At 71.2% G+C, this 18,621-nt stretch carries 17 protein-coding genes; 9 read left to right on the top strand and 8 right to left on the bottom strand.

Going from position 1 to position 18,621, the window contains the following annotated elements; genetic code table 11:
• Window positions 1-45: 45 nt before the first annotated feature.
• Together FRANCCI3_RS15280 and FRANCCI3_RS27085 are read right to left on the bottom strand one after the other, a co-directional pair.
• On the bottom strand, window positions 46-462 hold the full coding sequence (locus tag FRANCCI3_RS15280) for a Dabb family protein (protein WP_011437424.1): 417 nt from the start codon (window positions 460-462) through the stop codon (window positions 46-48).
• Window positions 459-626 carry a hypothetical protein gene (locus FRANCCI3_RS27085; RefSeq protein WP_162238922.1) on the bottom strand — a complete coding sequence of 56 codons (168 nt, stop codon included), beginning with the start codon at window positions 624-626 and terminating at the stop codon, window positions 459-461. The genes FRANCCI3_RS15280 and FRANCCI3_RS27085 overlap by 4 nt, the downstream gene beginning before the upstream one ends.
• On the opposite strand from FRANCCI3_RS27085, the gene FRANCCI3_RS15275 reads away from it, so the two are divergent.
• The 3 genes from FRANCCI3_RS15275 (at window position 577) to FRANCCI3_RS15265 (ending at window position 5,863) form a co-directional block, all read left to right on the top strand.
• Window positions 577-3,429, top strand: coding sequence for an AAA family ATPase (locus FRANCCI3_RS15275; protein WP_011437423.1), 2,853 nt, complete (start codon window positions 577-579; stop codon window positions 3,427-3,429). The two genes, FRANCCI3_RS27085 and FRANCCI3_RS15275, sit on opposite strands and share 50 nt — an antisense overlap.
• A gap of 99 nt (window positions 3,430-3,528) precedes the next feature.
• Window positions 3,529-4,830 (top strand): YncE family protein, encoded by a 1,302-nt coding sequence (locus FRANCCI3_RS15270; RefSeq protein ID WP_011437422.1) that lies wholly within the window; start codon window positions 3,529-3,531, stop codon window positions 4,828-4,830.
• Between the two features lie 163 nt (window positions 4,831-4,993).
• Window positions 4,994-5,863, top strand: coding sequence for a MurR/RpiR family transcriptional regulator (locus tag FRANCCI3_RS15265; RefSeq protein WP_235186994.1), 870 nt, complete (start codon window positions 4,994-4,996; stop codon window positions 5,861-5,863).
• Between the two features lie 127 nt (window positions 5,864-5,990).
• Here FRANCCI3_RS15265 and FRANCCI3_RS15260 read toward each other — a convergent pair whose 3' ends face one another.
• Window positions 5,991-6,704, bottom strand: a complete 714-nt coding sequence (locus tag FRANCCI3_RS15260; RefSeq protein WP_023840787.1) for a VIT1/CCC1 transporter family protein — start codon at window positions 6,702-6,704, stop codon at window positions 5,991-5,993.
• A gap of 248 nt (window positions 6,705-6,952) precedes the next feature.
• Between FRANCCI3_RS15260 and FRANCCI3_RS15255 the strand changes: the two genes are divergently transcribed.
• Both FRANCCI3_RS15255 and FRANCCI3_RS15250 read left to right on the top strand, forming a co-directional pair.
• On the top strand, window positions 6,953-7,576 hold the full coding sequence (locus FRANCCI3_RS15255; protein ID WP_236701503.1) for a hypothetical protein: 624 nt from the start codon (window positions 6,953-6,955) through the stop codon (window positions 7,574-7,576).
• 507 nt (window positions 7,577-8,083) lie between these two features.
• Window positions 8,084-8,419 carry an indolepyruvate ferredoxin oxidoreductase subunit alpha gene (locus FRANCCI3_RS15250; protein WP_011437418.1) on the top strand — a complete coding sequence of 112 codons (336 nt, stop codon included), beginning with the start codon at window positions 8,084-8,086 and terminating at the stop codon, window positions 8,417-8,419.
• 269 nt (window positions 8,420-8,688) lie between these two features.
• Here the strand turns inward: FRANCCI3_RS15250 and FRANCCI3_RS15245 are convergent, their stop codons facing one another.
• The 5 genes from FRANCCI3_RS15245 to FRANCCI3_RS15225 form a co-directional block, all read right to left on the bottom strand.
• The gene (locus FRANCCI3_RS15245; protein WP_011437417.1) at window positions 8,689-9,120 is read right to left on the bottom strand and encodes an RrF2 family transcriptional regulator; all 432 of its coding nucleotides are present in this window, start codon (window positions 9,118-9,120) and stop codon (window positions 8,689-8,691) included.
• Window positions 9,121-9,335: 215 nt separating this feature from the next.
• Entirely contained in the window at window positions 9,336-10,094 is a 759-nt protein-coding gene (locus tag FRANCCI3_RS15240; protein ID WP_011437416.1) for an O-methyltransferase, read from the bottom strand.
• A gap of 145 nt (window positions 10,095-10,239) precedes the next feature.
• Window positions 10,240-11,970 (bottom strand): sensor histidine kinase, encoded by a 1,731-nt coding sequence (locus FRANCCI3_RS15235; RefSeq protein ID WP_011437415.1) that lies wholly within the window; start codon window positions 11,968-11,970, stop codon window positions 10,240-10,242.
• Between the two features lie 13 nt (window positions 11,971-11,983).
• The gene (locus tag FRANCCI3_RS15230; protein WP_011437414.1) at window positions 11,984-12,781 is read right to left on the bottom strand and encodes a response regulator transcription factor; all 798 of its coding nucleotides are present in this window, start codon (window positions 12,779-12,781) and stop codon (window positions 11,984-11,986) included.
• A 93-nt stretch (window positions 12,782-12,874) separates the two neighbouring features.
• Window positions 12,875-14,707, bottom strand: coding sequence for a bis-aminopropyl spermidine synthase family protein (locus tag FRANCCI3_RS15225; protein ID WP_011437413.1), 1,833 nt, complete (start codon window positions 14,705-14,707; stop codon window positions 12,875-12,877).
• A gap of 70 nt (window positions 14,708-14,777) precedes the next feature.
• Here FRANCCI3_RS15225 and hisD point away from each other — a divergent pair, with 70 nt between their 5' ends.
• From hisD to hisH, 4 genes are all read left to right on the top strand, one after another.
• Window positions 14,778-16,073 carry a histidinol dehydrogenase gene (gene hisD / locus FRANCCI3_RS15220; RefSeq protein WP_011437412.1) on the top strand — a complete coding sequence of 432 codons (1,296 nt, stop codon included), beginning with the start codon at window positions 14,778-14,780 and terminating at the stop codon, window positions 16,071-16,073.
• Complete coding sequence (locus FRANCCI3_RS15215; protein WP_011437411.1) at window positions 16,070-17,263, top strand: histidinol-phosphate transaminase; 1,194 nt, start codon at window positions 16,070-16,072, stop codon at window positions 17,261-17,263. The genes hisD and FRANCCI3_RS15215 overlap by 4 nt, the downstream gene beginning before the upstream one ends.
• A gap of 63 nt (window positions 17,264-17,326) precedes the next feature.
• Window positions 17,327-17,914, top strand: coding sequence for an imidazoleglycerol-phosphate dehydratase HisB (gene hisB, locus FRANCCI3_RS15210; RefSeq protein ID WP_011437410.1), 588 nt, complete (start codon window positions 17,327-17,329; stop codon window positions 17,912-17,914).
• A complete protein-coding gene (hisH, locus tag FRANCCI3_RS15205) occupies window positions 17,911-18,543 on the top strand; it encodes an imidazole glycerol phosphate synthase subunit HisH (protein ID WP_011437409.1) in 633 nt (210 codons plus the stop codon). The genes hisB and hisH overlap by 4 nt, the downstream gene beginning before the upstream one ends.
• Window positions 18,544-18,621 lie beyond the last annotated feature (78 nt).

Here is an 18,621-nt window from a genome sequence, read left to right as displayed (position 1 = left end):
CGTCAGGGGCTCGGCGGGCCACGGTGTCTCGATTCGTCGGAGCGGTCAGTAGGCGTGCGTGCCGGGAGCGCTGCTGCCGGTGTAGGAGGCAAGACCGGATACCAGCTTCGCGAGGGCGGGGTCCTCCTCGTAGCGACGCTTGTGCAGGGCGGCGATCTTCTCGGCGATCTCCGGGTCCTTGTGGTCGGTGACGTCGAACGACACGAACGTGTCGACCAACGGGAGCCCGATCTCGTCGGTATGCCGGTGGGCGGGGTGCTTGAGGTACTCCCAGTATCCGTCGAGGTCCTCGATGACATAGGTCGCGCCCCACGCGAACTCGCCGCCGACGTCGCGGCCGACCACGAACGAGGTCACCGACGGGATGACACGACCTTGGTTGCGCAAGCTCTCGACCGCTTCTTCCACCTTGTCCGCCGGGGCGTCGGGGCGAAGGGTCATGCGGACCGTGTGGTAGATCATCGGGTGTCGTCCTTTCCTAGATGGGGTGAACGGATCAGCAGTGCCGCGGCGATCGCGCCCGCGAGGGCCGCGATCCCGGTCCAGGTGAAGGCTCCGGCGACGCCGGAGACCTCGATGCCGCCGCGAGCACGGTCGCCCGAGCGGCGCGCGTCGGGGACTCGCACAGGTGGCCCGTGGTCATGGACACCGGGACTCCCTCCGTCGAGTCGGGTAGTGGCTCGACACGAGGCTCGCACTGGTCCGGCACCGCCCGCGTCGGTGAAAACCACCTACATCGGCGCGCATACTGTTCCCGTTGTGGGGACACCGGTCCGGACGTTCGTCGGCAGGGGCGAGGAACGCCGCAGGCTCGAGGTGCTGGTCGCGGGCGCCAAGAACGGCGAGGGCGGGGTGCTGGTGCTCCGCGGCGAGGCCGGCATCGGCAAGAGCGCTCTGCTCGACCACCTGCGGCGCTCGGCGCAGGGGATGCGGGTCATCGAGGCGACCGGATCCCAGTTTGAGACCGAGCTCCCGTTCGCCGCGCTGCACCAGCTGTGCGTCCCGGCCCTGGGCGACCTCGCGGCACTACCCCCGCCGCACCGCGCGGCACTGGAGGCAGCGTTCGGCCTCGCCGACGGCACACCAGAGATGTTCCGCATCGGCATGGCGGCCCTGGAACTGCTGGTCACCGCGGCGGGGTCGGAACCGGTGCTGTGCCTCGTCGACGAGGCCCACTGGCTCGACGACGCATCGACACGGATACTGACGTTCCTCGCGCGGCGCATCTCGGCCGAACCGGTGGCGATGGTGCTAGCCGCACGGCACGGACTCGACGAGCTACCGAGCGTCGAGGTGACCGGGCTGGCCGACGACGACGCCCGCCGGCTGCTGGTGGACACCCGCGCCACGCTGGACGAGACCGTGCGGGACCGCGTGCTCGCCGAGGCCAGGGGCAACCCGCTCGCGCTACTCGAACTGCCCGGCGCCGGCGGCTTTGCCCTGCCCGACGCGTCCTCGGTGCCCAGCAGGGTCGAACGCAGTTTCCAGGATCGTCTCGTGCCCCTGCCCGAGGACGTGCGATTGCTGCTGACCGTGGCTAGCGCCGACCCGACCGGTGACCCCGGCCTGCTGTGGGCCGCCGCCGAACGACTCGGTGTCGGCCCGGCGGCCGGCGCGCACGCCGAGGCGTCCGGGCTGGTCGAGCTCGGCCCGCGCGTGCGGTTCTGCCACCCGCTCGCCAGGTCCGCGGTCTACCAGGCCGCCGCCGTCGAGGACCGCCACGCCGCGCACCAGGCGCTCACCGAGGTCACGGACCCGGAACGGGACCCCGACCGGCGGGCCTGGCATCGCGCGCAGGCCGGTGCCGGCCCCGACGAGGACACCGCCGCGGAACTGAACCGTTGCGCCACCCGTGCCGCGGCACGTGGGGGAGTGGCGGCTGCCGCGGCGTTCCTCGCGCGGGCCGCTGCCCTATCCCGTGACCCCGCGCGCCGCACCGAACGCACACTCGCGGCCGCGCAGGCCCACCTCGACTCCGGTGCACTCGACGCGGCGGACGGCCTGCTCACCGCGGTCACGGTGGACGGGACCGACCCCGTCGCGCTGGCCAGGGTGGAGCTGATGCGCGGGCGGATCACGTTCGTGCGCCGGCGCGACGGCGACGGTCCGGCGTTCATGCTGCGCGCGGCCCAGCGCCTCGCCGCGACCGACCCACGGTGGTCGCGGGACTGCTTTCTCGACGCCGTCGAGATGGCCCTGGTCGTCGGCCGGGCCAGCGGGGTCATGGACATGGTCGTCGAGGCAGCGCGCTCGGCGCCGCCGGCATCGGGCCCGCCGGACCTCCTGGACGCGCTGCTGCGGCTGGCGACGGAAGGACACCACGCGGCGGCGCGGCCGGTCCGCGAGATCCTCGCCTCCCGTCCACAGTGGACACGGCGACCGGCGCTCGCCGGGATGCTCGCCGTGGAGCTCTGGGACGCCGAGGCACACGGCGTGATCACCGACTGGGTGCTGGCCTCCGCCCGAGAGTCGGGGTCGCCGCTCACGCTCCGCCTCGGTCTTGGCATGGCGGCGGCCGGCGCGGTGCACACCGGTGACTTCGCCGCCGCCACGTCGGCGATCGCCGAGGAGGAGGCGGTGGCGGACGCGGTCGGGGTGGAGCCGCTGGCGTATCCGCAGCTGCACCTCGCCGCCTTGCGTGGCCGGGAGGCACAGGCGCGGGCGGTGATCGACAGTTTCACCGCCGAGGCGACCGCGAGCGGCACCGGGCAGACGATCGCCAACGCCGACTGGGCCACGGCCGTCCTGAGTAACGGCCTCACCGACTACCCGGCGGCACTTGCCGCCGCCGAGGCGGCCACCCGGCACGGCGACCTGTTCGTCGCCGCGATCGCCCTGCCGGAACTGGTCGAGGCCGCGGTCCGCTGCGGCGAGCACGAGGTGGCCCGGTCGGGTTCGGTATCGCTCACCGAACGCACCGAGGGCAGCGGCACACCGTGGGCGCTGGGCGTCGGCGCCTACGCCCGCGCACTCGTCACCGGCGACGAGGACGACTTCGCCGCGGCCATAGGTCACCTCGAGAAGAGCCCGCTCGCCCCGTATCTGGCCAGGGCGCACCTGCTCTACGGCGAGTGGCTGCGCCGCCAGGGCAGGCGACGCGACGCCCGCCGGCAGCTTCGTACCGCCTACGACCGGTTCGCCGACATCGGCATGGCGGCCTTCACCGACCGCGCCGCCGCCGAGCTGCGTGCGGCCGGCGCCGACGTGCGCGGCCGCACGTCGGGCAACACCGACGACCTCACCGCGCAGGAGACCCACATCGCCCGCCTGGTCGCGGACGGCGCCACGTCAAAGGAGGTCGCGGCACGGCTGTTCATCAGCCCCCGCACCGTCGACGCCCACCTGCGCAATATCTTCCGCAAGCTCGGCATCACGTCCCGTCGCCAGCTCCGGGACCTGCCCGCACTGCGTACCCCCACCGCCAGATGAGTGTGAGCGTGCCGCGTACCGCGGAGTCCTGGTGGGTCGAGCTGGACGGCCGCGCCGTCGATCGTGGCTTCGCCCGCTCAGGCCTTCTACTCTGGCCGCATGCCGGAGGGGTCGACAGCGCAGCGCCGCCAGCCGGGGACCAGGTCCCGGCGGCGTGGTCTGATCATGTTGGCCGGGTTGGCGGCCCTGGTGGTCGCACTGCTGGTGGTGTGGCTGATCCGGGTCAGGAGCGACCAGGCTACGGGGGCCGGTGCCGCCCGCCCGCCGGGTTCCGTTCCCGCGCCGGGCCGGGGAGCCGACTCTGCCCTGCCCCGTGGCGATGGCGGCGTCGTGGACGTGTACGCGCACGCGCGTGCCGGGATGCTGAGCCCGGTGGTCCGCGACGATCCGCCTCTCGTGTACGTCCCGAACCTGCGCGACGGCACCGTCACGGTCATCGACCAGCGCACGCTGCGGGTCGTGGACACCTACGCCGCCGGCCGCGAGCCTCAGCATGTGGTCCCCTCCTGGGACCTGCGGACCCTGTGGGTGAACAACAACCGCGGCAACAGCCTGTCACCGATCGATCCGCGGACCGGTCGGCCCGCCGGGCCCGCGGTACCGGTCGCGGACCCGTACAACCTGTACTTCACCCCCGACGGGGCCAACGCGATGGTCATCGCCGAGGCGAACCACCACATCGACTTCCGTGATCCGCACACGTTCGCCCTACGGCACAGCCTGGACGTGGGCACGGCCTGCGCGGGCGTCAACCACGTCGACTTCTCCGTCGACGGCTCCTATGCGATCGCCACCTGCGAGTTCGCCGGACGACTCGTCAAGATCGACATCCCGCGTCAGCGGGTCATCGGATATCTGGACCTCGGCCGGGACGCCGCTCCACAGGACATCAAGATCGATCCGGCCGGCCGGATCTGGTACGTGGCGGACATGAACGCCGACGGTGTCCACCTCGTTGACGGGGATCGCTTCACCAGGGTCGGTTTCGTCCGGACCGGGCCGGAGACCCACGGCCTGTACCCGAGCCGCGACGGCCGATTCCTGTACGTCGCCAACCGGGGTGGCCACATGGACTCCATGAAACCGCCGTTCCCGCACTCCGGCGACCAGGGCTCGGTCTCGGTCATCTCCTTCGCCACCCGGACCGTCGTGGCCACCTGGCCGATCCCCGGTGGGGGAACCCCGGACATGGGCAACGTCGATGCCAACGGCTCGCGGCTGTGGCTGTCCGGCCGCCGCAGCAACGTCGTGTACGTGTTCGACACCGGCGGGCCCGGAGGTTCGGAGCCGAAGGCCGGCCGGCTGCTGGCTCGGATCCCCGTCGGCCGTGAGCCGCACGGTCTCGCGGTCTGGCCGCAACCCGGTCGCTACTCCCTCGGCCATACTGGGATCATGCGCTGAGGGTCGGACGAGCTCGGGGCCCCTCATCCTGGCCGGGAGCGACCGGGTTGACTGAAACGGATTTTCATGATCTCTTCTACTGTAGAAGATTCATTCTTGGTTTACCTTTGGGTATCTGACCGTTGCGCCTACGCGCTTAGCGTGACGTGTCGTGACTAGTGACGTGACTGTGAGGGTCGAGGGCGACGCTGCCGCGCCCGCCGTGTTGGAGCGCATTCGGGCTTTGTCGGCGTCGTTGTCGTCGGCGGAGCAGCGGGTGGCGCGGCAGGTCCTCGCGGACCCGGTTGCGATGATCCACCAGTCGGTGAGCGAGCTGGCGCAGGTGTCGGGAAGCTCGCCGGCGACGGTGGTGCGGTTCTGCCAGAGCCTGGGGCTTCGGGGCTACCAGGAACTCAAGCTGGCGCTGATCCGGGAGACGCTGCCGGTGGAGCGGCAGCTGGTGGACGAGGTGTCCGCGGCCGACGGCCCGGATGAGATTGCCGGGAAGGTGCTCGGCGGGGCGGCGAGTGCGCTGACCGAGGCGGCGCGGGGGATCGACGGTGGCGTGCTGGCGGCGATCGCCGACCTGGTCGTCGCCGCGCCGCGGACGTTGTTCGTGGCGGTGGGGACGTCGGCGCCGCTGGCGATGGATGCCGCCTACCGGCTGACCACGGTCGGGGTCGATGCGCGGTTCGCCGGGGATGCGCATGTGCAGCACGTCACCGCCCGGATGCTGGCGGCGGGTGATCTGTGCGTTGCGGTCAGCCACACCGGCTCGACGGCGGAGACACTGGCGGCGATGCGGGCGGCCGTGGACGCCGGGGCGCATACCGCCGCGATCACGAGCTTTGCCCGGTCACCGTTGACCGAGCTGGTGCGGCACGCGGTGGTGGTGGGCAGTCGGGAGACGGCGTATCGCATCGAGGCGATGACCAGCCGGATCGTGCACCTGTCGGTGCTCGACGCCCTGTTCGCCCTCGTGGTGGTGCGCAGCCCGCGCAGCCCTGGCGCGCTGGCGATGACCGCCGACGTGATCGTCGAACACCGGATGTAGCCGCCTACCAGACCCGGCGGCGCCGGTGCCGACGGTCCATGGTTCGCCCCCGCGTCCACCGAGGAACGGTATGAGCCCGCGGACCAGCGGTGGATCGGTGGTGGGCAAGGTATGTCCCGGCGGTCGGTCAGCCGCCGGCCGCATCGGTGATCAGACCGACCAGCGCGGTGACCAGCATGGCCGCGGCGCCGCCCAGCACGACGCGCAGGGTCGGACGCAGCAGCGCCATACCGGCGGCCCGCGCGGCGAGTATGCCCGCGACGGCGAGACCGATCACCGTAACCACGACGACGAGCATCAGGCGGCCCGCCCCCGCCGGGGCCGACATCCCGAGGAACGGCACCAGCCCGCCGGCCGTGAAGCTGCCCGCCGACGCGACGGCGGCCTGGACCGGGCGCGCCCGGGTGGCCTCACTCTGGCCGAGTTCGTCGCGCAGGTGCGCCTCCAGCGCACCCCGCTCGGTCAGTGTCACGGCGACCTGCGTGGCGAGGTCGCGCGGAAGGCCGCGCCGCTCGTAGATGCCGACCAGCTCGGCAAGCTCGGCCACCGGGTCGGCCGCCAGCTCCGCGCTCTCCTTGGCCCGGTCCGCGCGTTCCACGTCGGCCTGGGAGCTCACCGACACATACTCCCCGGCCGCCATCGACATCGCCCCCGCGGTCAGACCCGCGATCCCGGCGGTCAGGACCGCGCCGGTGGAGGCGCCGCTCGCGGCGACGCCGACGATGAGACTGGAGGTGGAGACCAGGCCGTCGTTCGCGCCGAGGACGGCCGCGCGCAGCCAGCCCGAACGGTTCGTGCTGTGCCGCTCCCGGTGCCGCCGCACCGCACCGAATGTCGCCATGGGGGCATTACAGCACGGTGTTGACGATCGGCATCGTCTCGGCGGCTGTGGCACAACTGTGACAATCACCCGTTCCACCAGGTGACCCGGCCTGTTCGCGCCCGGCCGAGATCGCGGCGATCAGCATGGCACACTCAACGGATCAAGAATCATCTCTGCCTGTTCCTCGAGGTAGACCGCTGGGAATCCGCTGATGAACGGCAATGATGGACAATCAAGGCTGACAGCGATCGCGCGACGTGGGATTGGTGACCTTGCCCCGACATCGTCCGATGCGGCCGGGACCGCGCACCTCGTACGAGGAGAGTTGGCTGGCCGGTGCGGAACTCGGTGAGGCGCTCACGCGCGGATGGCGTCCGCGGGCACAACCCGTGCAGATCGCGCTGGGTGCGGGTGAGGCCGTGCTGGCCCAGGCACCCGTCCGCGTCTGGCAGTACATCGGCCAGAACGTCACCTACAACCAGGGGTGGTTCGTCGCCTTCGGTAGTCCCCTTCTACTCGGTGCGTCCCTGCTCGGCAGCGCCCTGTACAACGGCAGCCAGCGCAGGCGCGCCGAGGCGCTCGCCGCGGTCCAGTGGCGCCCTGTCTGCCAGGGGCATCTTTTTCTGACGAACTGGCGCCTCGCGCTGGCGCTCACGACCGGCTGGATCGATATCGGCTACCCGTACCTGCGGGCGTCCGGCGTGGACGGCGACAGCATGGTCATCATGCTTGCCGGCCAACCCCCCGTCCGACTGCAGGTGTGGCCGGCGCACTGGTTCTTCGTGCTCATGAGATTCCTCGCCTACGGCGAGATCGTCCGGATGGAAATTCCGTCCCACCTGCAACGAGCGACTGCCCCTCGGGCCCTCGAACCTCCGTCTGGATCTTGAATCCCCGCCCGGACGGGGTCTGGAGAACGCCGGTGACGTCGCATGATCAGCGTCCTTCCCGGAGTGTGATCAGTGGGTACGCCCGATGGGTACGGCCGGCGGGTACCGGCGTCCGGATTTTTCCCGGGGGCTACCCCGCTAGCCCGCTAGCCCGCTACCCCGCTGCCTCGTGCCGGGTCGGTACCGTGATGGCGTCCTCCGGGAAATGTTGGCGGGTATTCAAGCGTGATTCGGGTCAAGATAATGTTATTGATAAAAATATCTTTGAGATTTTCCTTCGAGTGGATTTCGGGGATATCCATGAGGCCTGCCTCGTGGATAATTTGTTTACATGCCGTTCACGGTGCACGACCTGCCGGCGCCCCGCGAACCTATACCATTAATTCGGGTTCGCCGCACGGCCATCCGTCTCGGTCGAAACCAGCCGAGAAGCAGTCGGAGGCCAGCCATGAGATTGACTGCCGTCCGGATGTGGTCCGGTATGGTCGATCGGAAGTGAGGGCTCTCATGCCATTTGTCATCACCGCCGCGTGTATCGATGTCAAGGACGGCTCCTGCCTGGAGGGGTGCCCGGCCGATTGCATCTACGAGGGTGACCGTAAGATGTACATAAATCCGGATGAGTGCACGGAGTGCGGCGCCTGCGCAGTGTCCTGCCCGGTCGGCGCGGCCATCAGCGACGACCGTGTTCCCGCGAAGGACAAGGAGTTCATCGAAAGCGAGGCGCTGTTCTTCAGTGCCGTCCTGCCCGGTCGGGACGCGCCGCTCGGCGAGCCGGGTGGCGCCACGAAACTCGGCAAGATCAAGGCTGACACGCCCTTCATTGCCGCCTACGGAAACTGACGAGGGTGACCTCGGGTATTCGCCGGGGCGGAGCACGATAAAGCGGAGCAGTAGCGGGAAAAACGAACCGAGGGAATGTGCGGAAGGGCCGGTGCTGGCGGGCCTCGGGTCCGAGGCGCCGGCCTGACGCCGAGACGTTGTGGGGGGATCCCTCCCGTAACCGGCCTGCGTTCCAGGCGATTCTATCCCGCAGGTCCGACGGAACGGGGGGGTCCGCTCGTCCAGCCCCGGATAGTTCCAGGGTGTTTCGTGGCGGGCGGGGCCGGGTGTCAGCGGACCGGTGGCGCGAGGGAGCGCAGGAGTTCACCGGCGGGTTCGTCGGTGAGCTCGGCGAGGGTCACCTCGTCGAGCGTGACCAGGAAGTTCTCCTGGGCTCGTCGCAGGAGGGGGCGCAGTCGGCAGGCGCATCGCAGCGGGCACGGGGGACCGTCGCAGGAGACGAACTCGTCCGTGCCCTCGAGGGCACGGACGATGTGCCCGACGGTGACCTGCGTCGCGCCTGGGGCGAGCAGTACCCCGCCGGTGCGCCCGCGCACGGTGACCACGAGGTCGAGCCGCTGGAGGCGTTGCACGATCTTCGCCATGTGGGTGAGCGGAACATCGAGGGCTTTCGAGAGGTCGCGGACGGTGAGGCGATCCTCCCGGGTGGCCGTGAGCATAAGCGCCCGCAGCGCCAGGTCGGTCGACTGGGTCAGGTGCATGGGAGCGCGCCTGTCGAGGTGACGGTCACCCGACCATCTTGCCTTCTACTCTTCGTAGAAGATTGTCCCGACGGCACCTGCGTCCCACGGGTGCCGCCTGCCGAGGTCAGACCTCGGCGGGAGCGCGGCCGGGGGTGTGACACCGCGCCGGCACTGGCCGGCACCGGCCGGTGCCGGTCTCCTCATGGCGACCGCGGACCCCCGGCCGGGGGAGCCTATACGGGTGTCCGCGGCGAGGGCAGTTTCCGGACGATGGTCAGTCCGTCCGCAATGGGCAGCATGACAACCTGTACCCGGGAGTCGCCGGCGAGAAGCTCGTTGAACTGTTTGACGGCGACGACAGCAGGATTGTCCGAGTGGGAGCGCACCACGTGCCCATACTGCAGCACATTATCGACGATGATGACCCCGTTCGGGTTCATCCGGGGAAAGAGAAGCTCGTAATACCTCCTATACGAGGTCTTGTCCGCGTCGATGAACGCCAGGTCGAAGGTGGGTTCTTCGGGGAGCATGCCGAGACTGTCCGCCGCCGGTCCGAGGGCGAGGTCGATGTGATCGGAAACACCGGCCCGAGCCCAGTACTGGCGGGCGATCGAGGTCCATTCCGCGCTGATGTCCAGGCAGAGAAGTCGGCCGCCGGGGGGCAGACCCCGTGCGATGCACAGCGCGGAATAGCCGGTGAAGGTACCGATCTCGACCGCGCGGCGCGGGGCGATCGAGGCCGTCAGGATGGTCAGGAACGTCCCCTGCTCGGCCGGTACCTGCATCTCCGCCTCGGGGAGCGTCGCCGTCACGGCGGAGAGCGCGTCGAGGATCGGATCCGGAGGTGAGCTGTGCTCCGTCAGATAGCTGTGGATCGGATCGGCCAGATAGGCTGATTTCAATCCCTTGCCGTTTTTTGCGCCTTCGCGGCGAAGCGTGCCGACGCCGGTTGTCGCGACTTCACGAATCTTCTGTGCCGGACTTTTTGCCATGATCAGTGGAACTCCATCCCTGGTGGCTCAGTTCGAAAATAACTGGCCCGGGGCGCATTGTGGTTACGGACCGCTCCTCGGCTCGGAAAGAACCAGTAAAGATCATCTAGTTAATCGGGAGTCCGGTGAAGCCGTTGTCCGGTCGTCACGGCCTGTCGTCGGCCATGGCGTAATCTGTCGTGACGTAATCCACTACTTCCAGTAGTTCGTGGATGGTGGCCGATGTCCGCCGAGGGCCCGGGCCGTCCGTGCCCCCAGAACCCGGCGTGGCCGCGATGCGGGTGCCGCCCGCCGCGTCCACGGATCTCTGCGCGGGTGCCGGCCGGGCGGCCGTCGGCCGTCGGTCTGGATGTGTCCGGGGCAGGTCAAGGACGACGCACAGACCCCCGTTGTCACCCTCGGCCAGAGTGACCGTCCCGCCGTCGGCGGTCGTCAGGGCATGCACGATGGCGAGCCCGAGGCCGTTCCCGCGCCGATCGGCCCGGCCGGGCACCTCTCCTCGCTGGTCGGCTTCTCGCTGGTCGGCACTGAGGTTGGAGCTGAACCGGCGGAAGGCGGCGGCCCGCTGCTCGGCGCTCATGCCGCGTCCGCTGTCGGCGACCGTGAGCCGCGTCATGCTTTCCGCCGTCATGCTTTCCGCCGTCATGGTGCTCTGCGGCCCGGTGACGTTCATCTCGTCCAACTCGTCCGCGGCGCTCCCCGTCCCGAGGCCCGCCTCCGCGGTGCCTCCGGCGCCCACCGGGCGTGGCTGGGCCGGTGGGTTCGTCCCGGACGTGACGCTGACCCGGCCGCCGGACGGGGTGGCCTCCAGCGCGTTGCTGAGGAGATTGTCGAGGATCTGCTCCAGGTGCCCCGGGGTGCACTGGACGACCTGGTCCGCGTCGACGTCGCAGGTCAGCGTCACTCCGGCGGCGGCTGCGACCGGTCGCCAGATCAGGCATCGTTCCTCGGCGACGACCGCGAGGGGGATCGGCTGGGTCGGGATCGGCGCATGCTCGGCCCGGGAGACCGCCAGCAGCCCGTCGACCATCCGGGAGAGCCGGTGCACCTCGACCAGGGTGCCCGCGACCTCGTCGGTGGTGTCCGCGTCCACGTCCTGTTGCAGCAGCTCCAGGCGCAGGCGCATCGCCGTCAGCGGGGTGCGGATCTGGTGGGAGACGTCGGCGAGGAACCGGCGCTGGCTGTCGACCAGCAACTGGAGCCGTCCCGCCATCGCGTCGAACGTCGTGGCAAGTTTGCGTGCCTCGGGCGGGCCACCGACGGCTCTGGCCCGGATCGTGAGATCACCGGCACCGAGTTCGGTCGCTGCCTGCTCGAGCCGGCGCAGCGGCCGGCCCACCCAGCGGGCCAGCAGTATCGAGATCCCCAATGCGGCCAGCGTGACCAGGACGCCCGCGAGGGCGATCATCGTCCACCGGTGGATGATCGAGGCGCGCAGCCCGGCATCGCTGCGCGCGACGGCCAGGATGCCGACCAGACCCTGCGCGTTGGACACCGGAGCAACAAGGATCATCCGGTGTCGATTGGCCGCGTTCGGGTTGATGACCACGTTCTCCCGGCGGGCCCGATCCAGATCCCAGCCCATGATCGGGATGTCGTCACCGGTGTCGGCCACGGGCGTACCGTTCGGGTCGAACAGCCGGAGCTCGTCCGGTGGCACGGCCGTACTGTCGCGTACGGCGGCGGGCAGCGGGGCCGCGCCGGCGGACAGTCGCCGCCACTTCACCTCGGCGCAGTAGGCCTGCATCGCGGCCGTGAGCCGCAGGCCGAACAGCGCCCGGTCGTGACGGGTGGCGTCGAGCCCCATCGGGACGCACAGGCCGACAAGCAGCGCCGTCGTGAGCGCGAGCTGGGCGGCCAGGATGCGCCGGGTCATTGGATGTGCCGGGTCATCGGCCGAGGGGTGGCGCGCTCCGGTCACCGGGGGTCGGATCGGCGCCGGGTGTCGGCGGCCCGCCCAGGCGGAAGCCGACCCCGTACACCGTTTCGATCAGTTCGGGAATCCCGAGCTTGCGGCGGATCGCGCCGATGTGTACGTCGAGGACCTTCGATGAGCCGAACCAGTCGCCCCAGACAGCGGTGAAGATCTCCCGTCGGGTCCGGACCCGGCCGGGATCGCGGGCCAGGAAGGCCAGCAGATCGTACTCCCGCGCCGTCACCTGGACCGGACGGCCGTCGACGGAGATCCGCCGGCTGCGCCGGTCGAGGACGAGCGGTCCGTGCCGGACCACGTCGGAGCTCTCACCGGTGGCCCGGGCGGCGCGCCGCCGCACCGCCCGTATCCGGGCCAGCAGTTCGGCGAATCCGAATGGTTTGACCAGGTAGTCGTCGGAACCGAGGTCCAAGGCCTCGACCCGGTCCGCCTCGTCCCCCCGAGCCGTCACCACGATCACGGGGGTGTCCCCGCGCTCGCGGATGCGCCGGCACACCTCCGCGCCGTCGATGTCGGGCAGCCCCAGGTCCAGGAGCACGAGGTCGGGCGGGGACACGCCCTCGACCCGGGCGAGCGCGGCCTCCCCGGTCCGCACCCGGTCGGCGGTGTAGCCGGCCCGGTCCAGACCGCGCACGAGCTGGGTACCGAGGCCGTCGTCGTCCTCGACCACCAGTACCCGGGCGCCGGCGGGATCGGGATACCGCTGCAGGTCTGATGCGTGTGCTCGGGAGCCGTTGCCTGCAAGCGTCGCCATAGCATGACAGTAGGCGGCGCCGGGCGCGTCCGGCCGCCGGCCCCGCGGGTGCCACCGCGATTCCGCCGTCGCCAGCTCCGATTCCGTCAATATCTACTCGTTTCGCAGCGTCTGCCCATTTTGCCGGATCCAGCCCGGTCTCACCGGCTCGGCCGGCAGCGTGTCGCCGGACGACACCGCGGCGAGGATTCCCTCGAGGGCGTGCCGGGGAAGATCGATCAGTCGGGCGGCCAGCAGGTCGGGATCGCGCGCGGCCCGGGTCACGGCGGCCCGGGCGTCGCGCTGGGAGAGCGTGCGCCCCGAATCCTCCCGGACGATCCGGATGAGCCCGTCCCGCCAGACGTTGCCGATCTTGCCATGCGGGCGGTCCAGCAGCCACCGGGCGAGCCGGTCGGCGGGGGCGAGCGCCGCCGGGCCGACGGCCGTGAACGTCACGAGCCGCAGGTCCCCGAGGTCCCGGGCGGGGGTGGCGGTCCACTTCGCCCGCAGCTGCCGCAGCGGGTCATCCTGGGCCCGCCGGCGGCGGACGCCCAGATCGGGATGATCGGAGGAGACGACGACGGCGAGCCGGTCCGCGTTGACCGCCAGGAGGAGCCTGGTCAGCCAGGGGCCCGGATCGTCCGACAGGTCGGTGGCCACGCTGACCGTTCCGTCCTCGGTTGAGGCGCCGGGGCCGGTCGAGGAGCCGGGGCCGGTCGAGGCGAACGCGGGCAGCCCCCGGTCGAACACGGTCGCGAGACGCACGTGGACCGCGTCGACCTCCCGCCGCTCGCCAACGAACACGGCGCGACCCGCCGGGCCGGTGGCGAGGAAGGCGGCCACCGCGTCGAGGACCGGGGCGGTCAGGCGCGTCGGCCGACTCTGCGTGGACTGCCGGCCCCGGGTGTAGATGGCGGCCGTCGCGGTTGTGGCCGCCGTGGCCGAGCGGTCCAGCTGCTTCCAGGTGGCCGGGGTCGGCTGGCAGACGTACATGTCGGCTCTGGCGCCCACCGCCTCCGCGCCCTCGTAGACGTGGAAGCCTGGCCAGATGGCCTCGAACACGAAGCCCTGATCGATCAGTGCCCGCTGCACCTTCCAACCCAGCGTCGGTACCCGGTCGCTGAACCCGTAGGCCAGCAGGACGCGACCATGTTCGCGGTCCGCGAGACCCTGCGCGCCGCGCCCGGTGAACAGCGCCACGCCCTCCGGGGTGTAGGGCGGATCGGTGAATGCCAGATCGGCTGTGCCCACCACCGCCGGCGGCAGGCCGAAGCGCAGGTCGGCGTAGAGGCACCGCAGCCGGACGTCCAACGACCGGGCCGAGCTGTCCAGGTAGGCGAGCAGCTCGTCGTCGATGTCGACGACGGTCACGGTGAGCCCGTCGATCAACGAGACCGCCGCCAGCGAGGTGAGATCATGATCACCTATGCACAGCAGATGCGCGCCGCGCAGGTCGTAACGCGTCCGCAGCCAGACGGCCCGGCGCACGACGGTCGTCGCCGTCGCGGGTACGTGGTCGAGGTCGGCCCGCGGTCGGGGCGCGGCAGCGATGAGATCATGCATGGTCGTGACCAGCGGACCGTGGCGGGTGATCACGGCGGCGAGGGGATCGAGCGGAGTCTGTCCGCTCAGCTCGTCATAGCGGATCAGGCCGCGGTAGCGGTCGATCGACGCGGGGCGCAGCACGTGACGCCCGTCGGGGCCGGTCCGCAGATCGTCGCCGAGGCTGGCGAGGATCTCCTCCACGCTCCGTCGGGGCAGGCCCGAACTCTGGACCAGCTGGCGCAGGGTGCGTGGCTGCTCGGTCAGCGCCGCCACCGCCGCGCGAGGCGCCCGGGCATGCACCCGGTAGCCCGCCAGCAGGGTCGCCAACGACTCGCCGGATTCGGCCGGACCCGGCGCCCGGCCCGGGTGATCCGGTCCTGACAGGGTATGTGGAGGGGACACGCAACCAGCGTCGCACCTGCGGCGGACACACGATTCTACCGGTCCCGCCGAGGCCAGCTAATCTCTTGTCGTGCTCAGAAGGCTTGATCTGCGTGGCGCGGTGCCTGCCGCAGCCGAGATCCGACGGCTACTGCCGCGGGCCGACGTCGACGTCGACGTCGCCGTCGATGCGGTCCGGCCGGTCTGTGCGGACGTGCGGGACCGCGGCGACGCGGCCGTCCTCGCCGCCGCGGAGCGGTTCGACGGGGTCCGCCCGCCGAGCCTGCGGGTGCCCGCCCAGGTTCTCGCCGCCGCCGCGGATGTCCTGGATCCGGCCGTGCGCGACGCGCTGACCGAGGCGATCCGCCGGACTCGGCTGGTGCACCGTGCGCAGCTGCGGGAGCCGGTGGCGATCGAGGTCGCGCCCGGCACCACGGTGACGCAGCGCTGGGTGCCGGTGGAGCGGGTCGGCCTGTACGTGCCGGGCGGGCGGGTCGCCTACCCCAGCAGCGTCGTGATGAACGTCGTGCCCGCCCAGGAGGCCGGGGTCGGCTCGCTCGCGGTCTTCTCCCCGCCGCAGAAGGACAACGGCGGGCTGCCGCATCCGGTGATCCTCGCCGCCTGCGCGCTGCTCGGTGTCGAGGAGGTCTACGCGGCCGGCGGAGCCCAGGCCGTGGCGATGGCCGCCTACGGGACCACGAGCTGCCCGCCGGTCGATGTGATCACCGGGCCCGGCAACGTCTACGTCACGGCGGCCAAGCGCCTGCTGCGTGGGGTCGTCGGGGTGGACGCCGAGGCGGGCCCGACCGAGGTCGCGATCCTCGCCGACGCCACCGCGGATCCGGCCTTCGTCGCAGCCGACCTCATCGCCCAGGCCGAGCACGACCCGATGGCCGCCTGCCTGCTGATCACCCCGTCGGTGGAACTCGCCGACGCGGTCGACGTCGAGCTCGGCAAGCAGGTGCCCGCCACCCGCCACCGGGAGCGGGTGGCGGAGTCGCTCGCCGGCCAGGGGGCGGTCGCGCTCGTCGCGGACGTCGACGCGGGTCTCGCGGTGGCGGACGGCTGGGCCGCCGAGCATCTGGAGATCCACACCGCGGACGCCGCCGCGGTCGCCGCCCGGGTGCGCCACGCCGGAGCGGTCTTCGTCGGCGACTACGCTCCCGTCCCGCTCGGCGACTACCTGGCCGGGTCCAACCACGTCCTGCCCACCGGCGGCACCGCCCGGCATTCCAGCGGTCTGGCGGTCACCGCCTTCCAACGTCAGGTCCAGGTGGTCGAGTGCACGCGGGAGGGGCTCGCCGCCGTCGCCCCGCGTATCGCCGCGCTCGGCGGGGCGGAGGACCTCACAGCTCACGTCGACGCGGTGGAGGTTCGACTCCGATGATATTCAAGGCGGCCGGGAGCGGTGCCGAGGACCGGCCGTGGCGCCCGTGGGACGCTGACGGCCTGCCGCTGCGCGACAGCCTGCGCGGGCTCTCGCCCTACGGCGCTCCGCAGCTCGACGTGCCGGTGCGGCTCAACACCAACGAGAACCCGCACCCGCCGTCGGTCGGGCTGGTCGACGCCATCGGCAAGGCCGCGGCCCTCGCCGCCACCGAGGCGAACCGCTATCCCGACCGGGACGCCGAGGCGCTGCGTGCCGACCTCGCCTACTACCTGACACCGGACGCCGGCTTCGGCGTGCACACCAGTCAGGTCTGGGCCGCCAACGGCTCCAACGAGATCCTCCAGCAGCTCCTCCAGGCGTTCGGCGGGCCCGGTCGGGTGGCGCTCGGGTTCGAGCCGTCCTACTCGATGCACCGCCTCATCGCGCTGGCCACCGCCACCGAGTGGGTGGCCGGGCAGCGAGCGGAGGACTTCACGCTCTCCCCGGCCGTGGTCACCGACGCGATCGCCCGGCACCGACCCGCCCTGGTCTTCCTCTGCTCACCGAACAATCCGACGGGCACGGCCCTGCCGCCCGAGGTCGTCGCCGCCGCCTGTGAGGCGGTGGAGGCCACCGGCAGCGGCATGGTCGTCGTCGACGAGGCCTACGCCGAGTTCCGCCGGGCCGGCGTGCCCAGCACGCTGACGCTGCTGCCCCGTCATCCGCGGCTCGTCGTCACCCGGACAATGAGCAAGGCGTTCGCGCTGGCCGGTGCCCGGGTAGGCTATCTTGCCGCGCACCCCGCCGTGGTGGACTCGCTGTACCTGGTGCGGCTGCCCTACCACCTGTCGAGCTTCACCCAGGCCGTCGCGCGCACGGCGCTCGCGCACGCCGACGAGCTGCTCGGCACGGTGGAGGCGGTCAAGGCCCAGCGCGACCGCATCGTCCGGGAGTTGCCGGCGCTCGGTCTGCGGCTGGCTCCGAGCGACGCCAACTTCGTGTTCTTCGGCCGGTTCGCCGATCAGCGGGCGGTGTGGCAGAGCCTGTTGGACGCGGGAGTGTTGGTCCGCGATGTCGGTCTGACCGGCTGGCTGCGGGTCACCGCCGGGCTGCCGAACGAGGTGGACGCGTTTCTCGGGGCGCTGGGCAGAACTCTCACCGGCAGCGTCATCGGCGCGGACGGTGTCATCAGCCTCGCCACCGCCTGAGCCCCTGGCCCGGCCTGAGCCCCTGGCCCGGCCTGAGATCTACAGAGACCGAGGAAGCCCCCGATGGCACGCACCGCGCGAATCGAACGCAAGACGTTGGAGTCGGACGTCCTGGTCGAGCTCGACCTCGACGGGACGGGAATCTCCTCGTCGGACACCGGCGTCCCGTTCTTCGACCACATGCTGTCCCAGCTCGGCAAGCACGGCGGGTTCGACCTCACCGTGCGTACCCGGGGGGATCTGCACATCGACGCCCACCACACCGTCGAGGACACCTCGATCGCCTTCGGGTCCGCCCTGCGCGAGGCGCTCGGCGACAAGGCGGGTATCCGCCGGTTCGGGGATGCCACCGTCCCGCTGGACGAGGCGCTCGCCCAAGCCGCCGTCGACCTGTCCGGCCGGCCGTACTGCGTGCACGTCGAACCGGATCTCGTCGGGATGATCGGAACTTACGACACGACGCTGACCCGGCACATCTTCGAGTCGATCACCGCGTCCGCCCGGCTCGCGCTGCACGTGCGGGTGCTGTCCGGCCGCAACGCCCATCACGTGGTCGAGGCCCAGTTCAAGGCGGTCGCGCGGGCTCTGCGCGACGCGGTGGCGCTCGACGCCCGCGTCGCCGGGATACCCTCCACGAAAGGTGTGCTGTGAGCGGAGACGGACCCGGCCGGCGTCCCCGGGTGGTTGTCCTGGACTACGGCTCGGGAAACCTGCGGTCGGCCGAGCGCGCGCTCGCCCGAGTCGGCGCCGACGTGACGGTGACCGCGGATCTTGACGTGGCCCGCGGCGCGGCGGGCCTGGTCGTACCGGGCGTGGGCGCCTATGCGGCCTGTATGGCAGGCATCGACGCCGTGGGCGCCGCGCCCGTGGTGCGGGAGCGGGTAGCGGCGGGACGGCCCGTGCTCGGGATCTGCGTCGGGATGCAGGTGCTGTACGAGCTCGGTGACGAGCACGGGGTGCGGACGGTCGGGCTCGGCGTGATCCCTGGCGAGGTCCGCCGGCTCGCCGCCGACATCCTGCCGCACATGGGCTGGAACACTGTGGCGCCGCCCGCCGGATCGATCCTGTTCGCCGGACTGCCCGCGGACACGCGGTTCTACTTTGTCCACTCGTACGCGGCGAAGGCCGATCCGGCCGCCGGGGACACCGTGGGGGAGCACGGCGAGCCGTTCGCCGCCGCCGTCGAACGGGGTGCGCTCGCCGCGACCCAGTTCCACCCGGAGAAGTCCGGGGATGCCGGAGCGCACCTGCTGGCGAACTGGCTCGGCAGCCTGGTCTGAGCGAGCCCTGGTCTGAGTGAGCGTGAACGCGAGGGCGGATGTCCTGTAATGCGGATGTCCTGTAATTAGGGCGGCTCC

This window comes from Frankia casuarinae, from assembly GCF_000013345.1.
GTDB classification, from domain to species: Bacteria; Actinomycetota; Actinomycetes; order Frankiales; family Frankiaceae; genus Frankia; species Frankia casuarinae.
Note: the sequence above shows the minus strand (reverse complement) of the source record. Positions and strands in the feature narration are given on the sequence as shown.